10 protein-coding genes are annotated in these 13,627 nt (G+C 70.6%); 5 read left to right on the forward strand and 5 right to left on the reverse strand.

Annotation, left to right across the window (positions count from 1 at the left end; translation table 11 throughout):
• Positions 1–11: 11 nt before the first annotated feature.
• Entirely contained in the window at positions 12–1,460 is a 1,449-nt protein-coding gene (locus D7Y15_RS00295; RefSeq protein ID WP_121751335.1) for a carotenoid oxygenase family protein, read from the forward strand.
• 61 nt (positions 1,461–1,521) lie between these two features.
• Here D7Y15_RS00295 and cydC read toward each other — a convergent pair whose 3' ends face one another.
• From cydC to D7Y15_RS00315, 4 genes are read right to left on the reverse strand one after another with little or no spacing between them, the layout of a single operon-like run.
• Complete coding sequence (gene cydC / locus D7Y15_RS00300; RefSeq protein WP_121751336.1) at positions 1,522–3,168, reverse strand: thiol reductant ABC exporter subunit CydC; 1,647 nt, start codon at positions 3,166–3,168, stop codon at positions 1,522–1,524.
• Positions 3,165–4,850, reverse strand: coding sequence for a thiol reductant ABC exporter subunit CydD (gene cydD / locus D7Y15_RS00305; protein WP_121751337.1), 1,686 nt, complete (start codon positions 4,848–4,850; stop codon positions 3,165–3,167). The genes cydC and cydD overlap by 4 nt, the downstream gene beginning before the upstream one ends.
• A 7-nt stretch (positions 4,851–4,857) precedes the next feature.
• A complete protein-coding gene (gene cydB, locus D7Y15_RS00310) occupies positions 4,858–5,865 on the reverse strand; it encodes a cytochrome d ubiquinol oxidase subunit II (protein WP_120576519.1) in 1,008 nt (335 codons plus the stop codon).
• 36 nt (positions 5,866–5,901) lie between these two features.
• Positions 5,902–7,353, reverse strand: coding sequence for a cytochrome ubiquinol oxidase subunit I (locus D7Y15_RS00315; protein WP_120576518.1), 1,452 nt, complete (start codon positions 7,351–7,353; stop codon positions 5,902–5,904).
• 446 nt (positions 7,354–7,799) lie between these two features.
• On the opposite strand from D7Y15_RS00315, the gene D7Y15_RS45450 reads away from it, so the two are divergent.
• Together D7Y15_RS45450 and D7Y15_RS45455 are read left to right on the forward strand one after the other, a co-directional pair.
• The gene (locus D7Y15_RS45450; protein ID WP_233604785.1) at positions 7,800–8,039 is read left to right on the forward strand and encodes a DUF488 family protein; all 240 of its coding nucleotides are present in this window, start codon (positions 7,800–7,802) and stop codon (positions 8,037–8,039) included.
• 61 nt (positions 8,040–8,100) lie between these two features.
• Positions 8,101–8,250, forward strand: coding sequence for a hypothetical protein (locus tag D7Y15_RS45455; RefSeq protein WP_233604786.1), 150 nt, complete (start codon positions 8,101–8,103; stop codon positions 8,248–8,250).
• Positions 8,251–8,316: 66 nt separating this feature from the next.
• On the opposite strand, the gene D7Y15_RS45130 is transcribed toward D7Y15_RS45455, so the two are convergent.
• Entirely contained in the window at positions 8,317–9,831 is a 1,515-nt protein-coding gene (locus tag D7Y15_RS45130) for a Cof-type HAD-IIB family hydrolase (protein WP_233604787.1), read from the reverse strand.
• Positions 9,832–10,038: 207 nt separating this feature from the next.
• Between D7Y15_RS45130 and D7Y15_RS00335 the strand changes: the two genes are divergently transcribed.
• Both D7Y15_RS00335 and D7Y15_RS00340 read left to right on the forward strand, forming a co-directional pair.
• Positions 10,039–11,103 carry a class I fructose-bisphosphate aldolase gene (locus tag D7Y15_RS00335; RefSeq protein ID WP_120576516.1) on the forward strand — a complete coding sequence of 355 codons (1,065 nt, stop codon included), beginning with the start codon at positions 10,039–10,041 and terminating at the stop codon, positions 11,101–11,103.
• A gap of 13 nt (positions 11,104–11,116) precedes the next feature.
• The gene (locus D7Y15_RS00340; protein WP_199745863.1) at positions 11,117–13,585 is read left to right on the forward strand and encodes a phosphoketolase; all 2,469 of its coding nucleotides are present in this window, start codon (positions 11,117–11,119) and stop codon (positions 13,583–13,585) included.
• The last annotated feature ends 42 nt before the right edge of the window (positions 13,586–13,627 follow it).

Genomic DNA, 13,627 nt, shown 5'->3' on the forward strand with positions numbered 1-13,627 from the left:
CAGGACCCGCCATGACCACCGCGCTCCCTCCGCCGGCCGCTGCTCCCCTTCCAGCCTGGAAACGGGCCTTCCGCAACATCTCCCGTCAGCATGACTTCCAGCCCCTGCGGGTGGAAGGACGGATTCCCGAAGGGCTGCGCGGGACGCTGTTCCGCGCGGGCGCGTGGACGTTCGACGTGCACGGGCTGCCGGTCCAGCACTGGTTCGACGGCGACGGCGGCGTGATGGGCGTGCGCTTCGGGCCAGACGGTGTCCAGGGCGCGGCGAAGCTCCTGGACACGCGCACCATGGTCACGGAGCGCAAGGCGGGTCGGCACCTCTACGGCAGCTACGCCATGCCCACGCCGCTGCGCAACAAGCTGCTCAACCCCCAGAAGAACAACGCGAACACGGCGGTGATGCCGTGGAACGGCCGGCTGTACGCGCTGCACGAGCCGAACCTCCCCGTGGAGCTGTCCCCGGACGACCTGTCCAGCCTGGGCGAGACGAACCTCGACGGCGTGGTGATGAAGTCGTTCTCCGCGCACCCGCGCCGCGTCCACTCGCGCAAGACCCTCTACAATTTCGGCCAGCACCACGGCCGGGTGAACACGCTGGAGCTGTACGCCCTGCCGGACGGCGCCGGAGCGCGGCACCTGGGGTCCGTGCCGCTGCCCGGCGCGACCATGGTCCATGACTCCATGGCCACGGACCGCTACCTCGTCTTCTTCCTGCCGGCCATGCGCATCGACGTGCTGAAGATGCTGCTGCGCATCGGCGCATTCTCGGACAACGTCTCCTTCCGGCCAGGGGCGGCGGCGGAGGTGGTGGTGGTGCCCATCGACGACGTGGCGCACCCCATCCGCATCCCCGCCGACTCCTTCTTCAACTGGCACTTCTGCAACGCGTACGAGGAAGGCGACACGCTGGTGGTGGACTACGTGCGCTACCCCGACTTCGCCTCCAACCAGTGGCTGGGAGAGCTGGTGCGCGCCACCCCGTCCATCGAGGCCGACGGCATGTTCCACCGCGCGATCATCGACCTGAAGGCCCGCACGTTCCGCAGCGAGCAACTGATGGAGCTGAGCTGCGAGTTCCCCCGCGTGGCCCCCAGCGTGGAGTGCCGGCCGTACCAGGCGGCCTACATGGGCGCGCACTCCACCCGCGCGGCCCGGCGCGGCATGTACGACGCGATGGTGCGCGTGGACGTCACCACCGGCCGCGTGACACGCGCCGAGCTGGGCGAGGGCCAGTACCCCTCCGAGGGCGTCTTCGTGCCCCGCCCCGGCTCGAAGGCCGAGGACGATGGCTGGGTCCTCACCCAGGTCTACGACACGAAGACGGACACCACCCACGTGGCCGTGCTGGACGCCGAGCGGCTGGACGCGGGGCCCGTGGCGCGCTGTCACTTCGAACACGGCCTGCCGCCCACGTTCCACGGCGAGTTCCTGCCCCCCAGGAATGGCGCGGCCCACGGTTAGGGGCCGCGGCGGGCCGGCGGCCGCGCGCGAACACGGCAATCCCTCACGGCACGCGCGGGCGTCAGGCTGGCGCGAGTGCGTGGACGCTGTCCAGCGCGCGCGCCACGTCCGCGTCATGCGTGACGACCACCAGGCCGCGCCCGTGCGCCTTCATCCCGTCGAGGTCTCGCATCACACGGGCCGCGGTGCGCGGATCGAGATGCTCGGTGGGCTCATCGAGCAGGAGCCAGGGGGCCTCCGAGAGCCAGGCGCGCGCGAGGAGGACACGCCGCCTCTCGCCTCCCGAGATGGCCTCGCCTCCGCGGCCCAGGGGCGTGTCGAGCCCCCGCGGCTGCCTCGCGTACCATTCCCCCAGGCCCGCCTTGCGCAGCGCCGCGATGGCCTCGTCGTCGGTGAGCGTCGCGCGCACGACCCGGAGGTTCTCTCGCAGGGTGGTGTCGAAGAGGTGCGCATCCTCGGTCGAGCAGTGCAGCAGCTCCACTCGACGCTGCTCGCTCACGTCCTCGAGCGGGACCCCGCCGAGCATCACCTTCCCCTCCTTCGGAGGGAGGTGCCCCGCGAGGCTGAGCAGCAGCGTCGTCTTCCCGCTCCCGCTGGGCCCGGTGAGGGCGAGCGACCTGCCCCGCAGCACGGTGAGGTCGATGCCCGAGACGGCGGCGCTCCGGCCCGGCCAGCCGCACGCGAGCCCCTCCGCGCGCAGGTGGCCCCCCAGCACGGGAGATGGAAGCGCGGCGGCCGGAGTCTCCGCCTCGGGCGTCTCGAGGAACGGAAGCAGCCGCAGGGCCGCCTCGGTCGAGCGCAGCAACTGGGTCAGCGCCGCGGGCATGGACTGGAGGGCCTCGAACGCCCCGAGCGGCACGAGCACGACGACACAGAGCTTCACCTGGGAGAGCGCTCCGCGTTCGAGCGCCGCGAAGCCGAGGACGAGCGCCGCCCCTACGCTCGCGCTCCACGCGCCATGCAGCAGGAAGGTCGCGGCGGCGGTCCAGCGAGCGGCCCGCGCGCAGAGGCGCTCCAGACGAAGGTCATCCTCGCGCAGGACTCCAAGCAAGACCGGCGCTCGCCCCGAAACCCTCCACTCCGCCGCGCCTTCGAGCAGCTCCAGGGCGGTGGACAGCTGATGCGACCGGGTGGCCGACGACGCCTTCTCCGCGAGGGCCAGCGCGCGCGCATTCATCCAGGGCGCCACGCCCCCCGCGACGGCCAGGCTCACGGCCAGGGCCCCTGCCGCCGCCGGGAGGAAGAAGGCGAGCAGCGCGACGCTGCCCACGCCGACACCGGCCGCGATGGCCATGGGCACGAGCGAGCGGATGACCGCCTCGCCCACCGCGTCCACGTCACCGCCGAGCCTCGCGACGAGGTCTCCGCGCTTGAGGCCGAGGACCCGGGGAAGCGGCCCCCGCGCGAGCGCGTCCACCAGCCTGGCCCTCAGCCGCGCCACGCCCCCCAGGGCCAGTTCGTGCGCGACGAGCCGGTGGGCGTAGCGGAGGCCCGCGCGAGAAAGCCCCAGGGCCCGCACGCCGACGATGGCGAGCGTGAGGTCGAGCACCGGCGGCATCTCGGCGGCGCGCGCGATCAGCCACGCGGACAACGCGCCCAGCGCCGTCGAGGCGAAGAGCGCGGCCGTCCCGAGCGCGACCGCGAAGCCCACCGTGCGGGGACGCAGCCCGAGTTCCGGCAGCACCTGGCGCAAGGGATGGTGGCTCATGCGGCCTCCGCGAGGGTGTCCAGGGATGCCGCGTGCGAGTGGAGCGTGAGGACGTCGTCCGCGATGGCCAGCGTCCGCGCGCGGTGGCTGACCAGGAGGAGGGTCGTCCCCTGCCGGGCGCGCTGCTTCAGCACTTCGAGGACGCGCTGCTCGGAGGCCTCATCCAGATGCGCCGTGGGCTCGTCGAGCAGCAGCAGCCGCTCGTCGCCCGCGAGGATCCGGGTGAGCGCGAGCCGCTGCCGCTGCCCCAGCGAGAGGCCCTGCCCGTCCCGCCCCAAGCGCGTGTCCCAGCCTTCGGGCAGCCGCGCGGCGACGGCATCGAAGCCGGTGGCCTCCGCGGCGGCCGACAGGGCGGAGGCCGGAATCACGCGCCCCCGACAGACGCTCTCGCGCACCGTGCCAGGCTCCAGGTGGAGCCGCTGAGGCAGCCACGCGAGCTGGGCCCAGTACGTCGTCAGGTCGAGCGACCCGAGCGCGAGCGCCGCCGCGCCTTCGGGCCGCAGGAAGACGCCACCGCACGTGGGCGGCAGGAGCCCGAGCACCACCGCCAGGGCCGTGCTCTTGCCCGCGCCGCTCTCCCCTCGCAACCCGAGGATGCGTCCCTGCCCCAACGGCAGCACGAACGAGAGCCCCTCCGGTGCGCGGCGCCCGACGTCGCGCGTGGCGACCGAGACGTCCCGCAGCTCCAGCGTCCCGGAGGTGAGCGGTGGCGCGGCGAGCGTGCCGTGTGCGGGCTGGGGGGCTTCGAGCCGCGCGATGGCCTGCGCCGCCGCCTCGGCTCCCTCCGCGGACGCGTGGAAGAGCGCGCCCACCTGGCGCAGCGGCGCATAGACCTCTGGCGCGATCAGCAGCACGAAGAGGCCCGTCTCCAGCGGCATCGCCCCTTCGAGCAGCCGCAGGCCAATCCCCACCGCCACGCTGGCGATGGAGAGCGTGGCGATCAGCTCGAGCACGAAGCTGGAGAGGAAGGCCCGCCGCAGCGCCTGGAGCGTGGTGCGCGCGTGCGCCTCACTCAGCCGCAGGACCTGGGCCGCGGCGCCGCGCTGCCGGCCGAGTGCCCGGAGCGTGGCGAGCCCGGTGATGAGGTCCAGCACCCGCGCGCTCAGCTGCTGCATGCTCGCGAGCTGCCGCGCCGTGGCCTCGCGCGTGAAGCGGCCCACCAGGACCATGAAGAGCGGGATGAGCGGCAGCGAGCCCGCCATCAAGGCCGCGGAGACCGGATCCGCGCGCCACACGCAGACGAGCAGGGCCGGTGTCGCGAGCGCCGTGAGCAGCAGCTGCGGTACGTAGCCTTCGAGATAGGTCTGGAGCGCGTCCAGCCCACGGGTCGCGAGCTCCACCTGCGCCACCCCGCCCGCCGAAGCGCGCCCCCCCTCCGAGCCGGACGCCAGCCGCGTGAGCAGTCCTTCCCGCAGCTGCGCGATGACCCGGTGCGCGCTCCGCTTCCCCGTCCATTCCTGGAGCCCCGCCAGGGCCGCGCGCAGCAGCCACACGCCGCCGAGCCAGAGCAGGAGCCTTCCATGGCCCCCGGCCACCTCGCGTGCATGCCCCAGCAGCCGGGCCAGCCCCCGCGCTTGCAGGACCGTGAGCGCGACCATCCCGAGCCCCAGGCCCGCGGTGAGCAGCACGTAGCGCCGCGCGGCGCCCGCGTGCCGCAGGAGCTTCGGGTCGAGCGGCTTCATCGGTCGGTCAGCCCTCTCCCAGCGCCGGGTTGAGCTCGTCGACGGTGACGCGCTGGCGGAAGACCCAGTAGGTCCAGCCCTGGTAGGCCAGTACGAACGGCACCAGCGCGACGGCGACGTAGGTCATGATCCGCAGCGTGTAGGGCGTGCTCGAGGCGTTCTGGACGGTGAGCGAGTGCGCCGGCTCGAGCGCTGGCATCACGTCCGGAAAGAGCGAGCCGAAGAGCAGCACGACCACGCCCGCGATGGCCAGACAGCTGAAGGTGAAGGACCAGCCCTCCCGCTCCCGCCAGACGCTCAGCGCCGCCGCCCCCAGCGCCAGGGCCACGAACCCCAGCACCGGCCACGTCCAGGCCACCGAGTAACGCACCTGCGTCCACAGGCCGAAGGCACCGCTGACGCCGAGCGTGGGCAACGCCATCCGCCGGGCCCAGCCAAGCGCCCGCGTCCGCAGCGTGCCCTGGGTCTTCAGCGCGACGAAGACCGCGCCGTGGCTGAGAAAGAGCAAGGTGGTGGCCAGGCCGCCGAGCAGCGCGAACGGAGACAGGAGGCCGAGGAACGTCCCGGTGAACTGATGATTCGCGTCGAGTGGCACCCCGCGCACGATGTTCGCGAAGGCGACACCCCAGAGCAGCGCGGGGACCCACGACCCCACCTGGATCGCCTGCTCCCAGCGGCGCTGCCACCGGGGGCTCTCCAGCTTGGAGCGGAACTCCAGCCCGACGCCGCGGACGATCAACGCGACGAGAATCAGGAAGAGCGGCAGGTAGAAGCCGGAGAAGAGCGTCGCGTACCACTCCGGGAAGGCCGCGAACGTCGCGCCCCCGGCGGTGAGCAGCCACACCTCATTGCCATCCCAGACCGGGCCAATCGTGCGCAGCACCGCGCGGCGCTCCGCCGGGGTCTTGCCCAGGACGGAGAGCCACATCCCCACGCCGAAATCGAAACCTTCGAGCACGAGGTAGCCCGTCCAGAGGACCGCGATGAGACAGAACCAGAGTGTATTCAGTTCCATGATTGTTTATCGATGCCAGGAAAGAGGGCCGGGAGTTCAGTAGCCAAACGACAGCGGCGCGGTTTCAGGATGGCTGTCCTCGCTCGCGAGGGTCGCCGGATGTTTCAGACCCGCCCGGACGAAATGCCGCATCAGGTAGAACCAGACCGCCGCCAGCGCGCCGTAGACGCAGGTGAAGCCAATCAGCGTCGTCCAGACCATGGCGGGGGAAACGGCGGTGGACACGCCGCTGGCCGTCAGCAGGCGAAGCGCGTCCACCCCGGTGGGGTTGGGCGCCACCAGCCAGGGTTGCCGTCCCATCTCGGTGAAGATCCAGCCGAAGGAACACGCGAGGAACGGGGTGGGCAGCGCCGCGAGGCTGAGCCGGGCAAACCGCTCCGAGTTGCTCGCCACGCCTCCGCGCGTGAGCCAGAACCCGAACAGAGCCAGCGCCGCGCTTCCCACGCCCAGGCCAATCATCAAGCGGAAGGACCAGTAGGTGACGGCGAGGTTGGGCGCATAGTCCGGACCCGCCCCGTAGCGCTCCTCGTAGCGTTTCTGGACGTCATTGACGCCCTCGAGCGGTGCCTGGAAATCCGCGCGCGCGAGGTAGGACGTGAGGCCGGGAATCTCCAGCAGGTGGCGCACGCCCCGGCAGTCGTTGTTCAGGTCTCCCACCGCGAACAGGGAGAAGGGCGCCCCGGCGCGTCCGTCGCAGAGCGCTTCAGCCGCGGCCATCTTCATGGGCTGCTGCTCGAACATCAGCTTCGCCTGGGCATCCCCGCTCACCGCCACGCCGATACCGGACACGATGACGGTAACCAGGCCGAGCCTGAGCCCGCCGCGAAAGGTCTGGGCCGCCGCCGCTTCACCTGACTGGCTCGAGCGCACCATCAGCCAGCCGCAGACGCCCGCCACGAAGGTGCCCGCGACCAGGAAGGCGGAGGTCACCGTGTGGGGGAAGGCCACGAGCACCGTGTTGTTGGTCAACACCGCCAGGATGTCCGTCATCTCCGCGCGCCCGGTGGCGGGATTGAAACGCGCCCCGACGGGGTGCTGCATGAAGGAGTTGGCCGCGAGGATGAAATAGGCTGAGAGGTTCACGGCGAGCGCCACCAGCCAGATGGAGGCGAGGTGCAGCGCGCGCGGCAGCTGCTTCCAGCCGAAGATCCAGAGCCCCAGGAACGTGGATTCGATGAAGAAGGCCGCCAGCGCTTCCATCGCGAGCGGAGCGCCGAACACGTCCCCCACGAAGCGCGCGTACTCGCTCCAGTTCATTCCAAACTGGAACTCCTGGACGATGCCCGTCACCACGCCGAGCGCGAAGTTGATCAGGAAGAGCTTGCCGAAGAGCCGCGTCAGCCGGAGCCACCCCGGCTTCCGGGTCACGACCCAGAGCGTCTGGAGCAGCGCGACGAGCGGGGCGAGCCCGATGGTGAGGGGGACGAAGATGAAGTGATAGACCGTGGTGATTCCGAACTGCCACCGCGCGAGCTCTAGGCTGGTCATGACGGAAAAGGCGTCATTGCAATCCCCCAGCCGTTCACGCTGCCTCGGATGCCCTCTTCCACCCGCGCAACCCCTGCGCGGCGCCATGGGGCCCGCGCAGATTCTGCGTTCCAGCGCGGCGGTTCGAGGACCAACCGGCTCTCCCTGCGGCGCCGCGAACTTCACACCGTCCGGGAAAACAGGGCTTCGCGGCCCTGGCGAGATAGGCGTCGAACACCATCGCCACGTTGCGCACGAAGAGGCGGCCGAGCGCCGTCAGCTCCAGCTGCGTGCCGTCGCGGACCAGGAGCCCATCGGACTCGAAGGCGCGCAGCCGCTCCAGCTCCGGGGCGAAGTACGTCCCGCCGAGGTTCCATCACGGCCCTGCCCTGTTCCAAACCCCGTGCCAGCGCGCGTCCGAGGAAAGCTCCGGGCAAGCGCACAACGCCTGCGCCCCGGTGGGAGGGATGCCTTGCCGGTCGCTAGCCCACTCCACGCGCACCCTCGAGGAACTGGTGGAGGTGCCGTGGACGAACGGCGTGCGGACGCGGGTGGGCATCCGCACGGTGCCCCGCTCCCGCACGATCCCGCGGTTCAACGTGGACGTGCTGGGAAGGACGATGGCACGGGCGGGGGTCGAGTACCTGCACCTGACAGCGCTCGGTAGGCTGCGGCGTGCGCGCAAGGACTCGCCCAATGCAGCCTGAGCTTTCGCGGCTACGCGGATGACGGAGGACTTCGCGCAAGGGCTGGGGGCGCTGCGCGAGGTTGCGCTGCCATCGCTCGCTGGTGGCGGATGCGCTCTGGGCGCGGGGCGTCCTGGTGACGCACATCACGAGCCCCACCCGCGTGGAGCCGCACCGGCTCACCGCCTTCGCACAAGTGCGGGGGCGACAGGTGCTGTACCCGGCGACGTAAGGTCAGGTCATTTTCAAAAGGCACACGCCTACCCTGCCGCCCTCCCAGCAGGGACGAGGCGCGCCTTCAGGAGGCCTCGTCCTGCCCCAGAAGGACAGCGGGGTCCGGCACCACGAGGTCCGCGCCGTGGCGGCGCAGTTCGGCGGGCCGCCCTACCCTGTCGACGCCAATGACATAGGCGAAGTGGGCTGCCCGCGCGGCCGCGACGCCGGCGGGCGTGTCCTCGAAGATGACCGCATCATCGGCGTCTGCCCCCAGGGCCCGGATGGCCGCGAGGTAGAGCTCCGGGGGCTGTGTGGCGTCCAGCCGCGCGTCGAAGAGGTCTGGGATGCCGGCTGACTGGAGCATCTCCGCGCCGTGCCTGCTCGCGGAGACGGCCGCGGTCCGGAGTCCCGCGGCGCGCGCCGCCTGGACGTAGCGGACCGTCCCCTCATACAGCTCAACCCGCTCCTGCCGGAGCAGCTCCACCAGGAGCTCTCCCTTCCGCTCGTTCAGCGCGTGGACCGTGCTCTCCGGCAATTCGATTCCGCGGGCGTCGAGGAACGCGTGGAGGCCTTCCAGGGGCGGCTTGCCGTCGAAGTCGCGGCTGTAGTCGCGCACCAGGTCGAAGGGGATGAAGGGCTGGCGCGAGGACCGCGCCCGCTGCCGCAGGTAGTAGTCGCACAGCTGCTTCCAGGCCCGGGCGTGGAGGCTGGCGGTCTGGGTGAGGACGCCGTCGAGGCTGAAGAGGCAGGCGCGCGCGCGCGGCGGAAGCCCCAGCTTCGTCCGCGCGAGGGGCGGCTGGCCCAGGATGAAGGTGTCCACCGCGTGGGCGAATCCCTCCTCGTCGTTGGTGCGCGTGACGTGGCGCGCGGGCCCTTGGACCTCCGGGCTGGCGTTGCCCATGGCGATGCCCATGCCGGCGATGCTCAACATGGGCAGGTCGTTGGCCATGTCCCCGATGGCCGCTATCTGCTCCAGGGGAAGCCCGAGCAGACGCGCGGCCTCGCGCACGACCATCCCCTTGTTCGCTTCAGGGTGCGTGACGTCGACGTAGTACGGCGTCGAACGTGCCGCCGACGCATCGGTGCCCAGCCGCAAGGCGAGCTCCGCCTCGCAGCGCGCGACCCGCGCCGTGTCCTCGCTCACCCCGACGAGCTTGATGACTGCATCGAGCACGCCGTGCAGGTCCGCGATGACGACCGGGTCGAACCCGACGTTGCTCCGCTCGCGCGCCACGCGGAAGGCCTCGGGGGCGCGGAGGAACCACTCCACCCCCTGGTAGACCCAGACATCCAGGCCCGCCTGGAGCATGAAGTCGACGGCCTGTCTGGCAATGGCGGGCGGCAGGGTCCGCTGCGCCAGCACCGTCGTGAGATCGGGCTTGACGTACACGCCACCGTTGAAGGCCGCCAGGGGAGCGGTGAGCTTCAGTGGGGCCACCAGCCCTGCCATCCCACGCGGCGGCCGCCCGCTCGTCAGGGTGAACTGGATGCCGCTGGCGCGCAGCCGGGCGACGGCCTCGCAGGTTCGCGGCGTGAGGATCTTGTCCCGCGTCACCATGGTCCCGTCGACGTCCGCGATGAGCAACTTGATGGTCATGGCCGTCTCCGCCCGCCTGCCCGCTCGCCGCCTCCGCACACCGGGCGTCATCCGTGACAGTGGGAGCCTGCATCAAGATGGCATCGCGACGTGGGCCGCACCATCCAGCCCGGTGCTCAAAGGCAGACCCGTTACCAAGCGCCCCACCGCCAGTTGTTGGCGCACCGGGACGCCCTCACGTTTCCCTCCGGGGGATGGGAGGAACACATGCCGACGAGGCCAGGGCTCGGTGAAACCGCGCGAGCCATCATTGCAGACGGAATGGGCATCCTGGCGGCGGATGAGACGGTCTCCACGATCACGAAGCGCCTGACCGCGCGCGCCATCGAGTCGACCGCGGACAGCCGCCGCGCCTACCGGGAGCTGCTCTTCAGTACGCCCGCCATCACCGGATTCATCGGCGGTGTCATCATGCAGGACGAGACGATTCGTCAGCGCAGCGCGGCTGGCATTCCGCTGGTCAAACTGCTGTCGGACCGCGGCATCATCCCCGGCATCAAGGTCGACGCCGGCGTCCACCCCCTGGCCGGCGCGCCCGGAGAGTCCGTCACGGAAGGGCTCGACGGGCTCCGCGAGCGGCTCGAGGAGTACCGCGAGCTGGGCGCGCGCTTCGCCAAGTGGCGCGCGGTCTTCGTCATCCGCGCCGGGATGCCCTCCGCGGCGTGCATCCACGCGAATGCGCACGCGCTCGCGCGCTACGCCGTCCTCTGCCAGGAGCAGGGCCTGGTGCCCATCGTGGAGCCCGAGGTCCTGATGGAGGGCGCGCACGCGCTCGAGCAATGCGAGGACGTGACGGGGCGCGTGCTGCAGGCGGTCTTCCATGAGCTCTTCGCCGCGGGGGCGTCCCTGGAAGGGATGCTGCTCAAGCCGAACATGGTCACCGCGGGCCACGGCTTCGCGAGGCACGTCCCGGTGGCGGAGGTGGCGGAGGCGACGTTGCGCGTCCTGACGCGCCACGTGCCGCCCGCGGTCCCCGGAATCGTCTTCCTGTCCGGCGGACAGGACGCGGTCCTGGCCACGGAGCACCTCAACGCCATCAACGCGCTGGAAGGCCCGAAGCCCTGGACGCTGAGCTTCTCCTACGGACGCGCGCTGCAGGACGAGGCGCTCGAAGCCTGGCGGGGCCAGAGCGCGCAGGTGCCCGCCGCCCAGCAGGCGTTCCGCCACCGCGCCTGGTGTGACAGCGCGGCTGCCCTTGGCGCGTACAGCGCGGACATGGAGGGCGAAGCGGGTTTCGCCCCCTCCGACTCCACACTCCACACCCACCACTGATGGAAGGCATGCCATGGCACACCCCGAAGGAACGGAAGCGTCGGAGTATGGGTCGCCGTTGTCCGCCAGGGAGCACGGCCAGGGGCCCTCCGCTCCAGGCCGCGAGCAGACCCGAGGCGGGGGACCGCTCACCGCCCGGGAAGTGGAGTTGATGAACGCGTACTGGCGGGCGTGCAACTACCTGGCGGTGGGGATGATCTACCTCCAGGACAACCCGCTGCTGCACCGGCCCCTGGTGCCGAAGGACGTGAAGCACCGGCTGCTCGGCCACTGGGGCGCGAGCCCGGCGCTCTCGTTCACCTGGGTCCACCTGAACCGGCTCATCGTCGAGCAGAACCTCGACGTCATCTTCGTGGCCGGGCCGGGCCACGGCGCCCCGGGCGTGCTCGGGCCGGCGTACCTGGAGGGCACCTACTCGGAGGTCTATCCAGACAAGAGCATGGACGCGGAGGGGATGCGGAAGTTCTTCAAGCAGTTCTCCTTCCCCGGGCACATTGGCAGCCACGTCACCCCGGAGACGCCAGGCTCCATCCACGAAGGCGGCGAGCTGGGCTACAGCCTCTCCCACGCGTACGGCATGGCCTTCGACAACCCGGACCTCATCGTCGCCTGCGTCGTGGGTGACGGCGAGGCCGAGACAGGGCCGCTCGCGACGGCCTGGCACTCGAACAAGTTCCTCAACCCCGTGCGGGACGGCGCCGTGCTGCCCATCCTGAACCTCAACGGGTATAAGATCGCCAACCCGACCATCCTCGCCCGCATCAGCCCGGAGGAGTTGGAGGCGCTGTTCGTCGGCTACGGCTACAAGCCCTACTTCGTCGAGGGCAGCGACCCGGCCCAGATGCACCAGAAGATGGCGCAGACCCTGGAGCAGGCCGTCGAGGAGATCCGCGCCCTGCAGAAGACGGCACGGCTGACGGACACCCCGACGCGTCCGCGCTGGCCCATGATCATCCTGCGCTCGCCCAAGGGCTGGACCGGTCCGAAGGAACTGGACGGCCACAAGCTGGAGGGAACCTGGCGCTCACACCAGGTGCCCTTCGGCGACGTGCGAGGCAACCCGGCGCACCTGAAGGCGCTCGAGGACTGGATGCGCAGCTACCGGCCCGAGGAGCTGTTCGACGCGGAGGGACGGCTGATGCCGGAGCTCCGGTCGCTCGCGCCCAAGGGGGCCCGGCGGATGAGCGCGAACCCCCACGCCAACGGCGGCCTGCTCCGCAAGGCGCTCAGGCTGCCTGACTTCCGCGACTACGCGGTCAAGGTCGGCTCGCGCGGCACCTCGCTGCATGAGAACACGAAGCCGCTCGGCGAGTTCCTGCGCGACATCATGCGCGACAACCCGACGAGCTTCCGCGTCTTCGGTCCGGACGAGACCGCCTCCAACCGGCTCCAGGCCCTCTACGAGGTGAGCGGGAAGACGTGGATGGCCAACCTGGTGCCGGAGGATGCCGACGGGGGCTACCTCGCGCGGGACGGCCGCGTCATGGAGATGCTGTCGGAGCACACGCTGCTGGGCTGGCTGGAGGGGTACCTGCTCACGGGGCGCCACGGCCTCTTCCACACCTACGAGGCGTTCGCCCACGTCGTGGACTCCATGTTCAACCAGCACGCCAAGTGGTTGGACATCAGCAAGAACCATGTGAGCTGGCGGGCACCCGTTGCCTCGGAGAACATCCTGCTGTCCTCGACCGTGTGGCGTCAGGACCACAACGGGTTCTCACATCAAGACCCGGGCTTCATCGACCTGGTGACGAACAAGTCCGGCTCGGTCACGCGCATCTACCTGCCGCCGGATGCCAACACGCTGCTGGTGGTGGCGGACCAGTGCCTGCGCAGCACCGACTGCGTCAACGTCATCGTCGCGGACAAGCAGAAGCACCTGCAGTTCACCAGCATCGACGAGGCCGTCGCCCACTGCGCCAAGGGGTTCGGCATCTGGAAGCGGGCCAGCACGGACGAGGACGCGGAGCCGGATGTCATCATGGCCTGCTGCGGTGACGTCGCGACGCAGGAGGCCCTGGCCGCCGCCTCCATCCTGCGCGCGCGCGCACCGAACCTGAAGCTGCGCTTCGTCAACGTCGTCGACCTGTTCAAGCTCCAGTCGTCGGCGGATCACCCGCACGGGTCCACGCAACGCGAGCTCCAGAGCCTGTTCCCGCCGGGCAAGCCCATCATCTTCAGCTTCCACGGCTATGCGTCACTCATCCACAAGCTGGCCTATCGCTTCATCGACCACGAAGACCTGCACGTGCATGGCTACCGGGAGAAGGGCAACATCAACACGCCCTTCGAGCTGGCAATCCTCAACGAGACGTCCCGCTACCACCTGGTCATCGACGTCATCGACCGCGTGCCGGAGCTGCACGCGAAGGCGGGGCACCTGAAGGAGGAGATGAAGAACGCCATCCTCGACAACCTGGCCTACGCGCACGAGCACGGCCGGGACCGGCCTGAGATCGCGGACTGGACCTGGCCGGACTGAGGTTCGCGCCCTGGAGCTCCCGGGCCTTCCGAAGAAGGCCCG

Origin of the sequence: Corallococcus sp. AB030 (assembly GCF_003668965.1) — a bacterium.
Lineage (GTDB): Bacteria > Myxococcota > Myxococcia > Myxococcales > Myxococcaceae > Corallococcus > Corallococcus exiguus.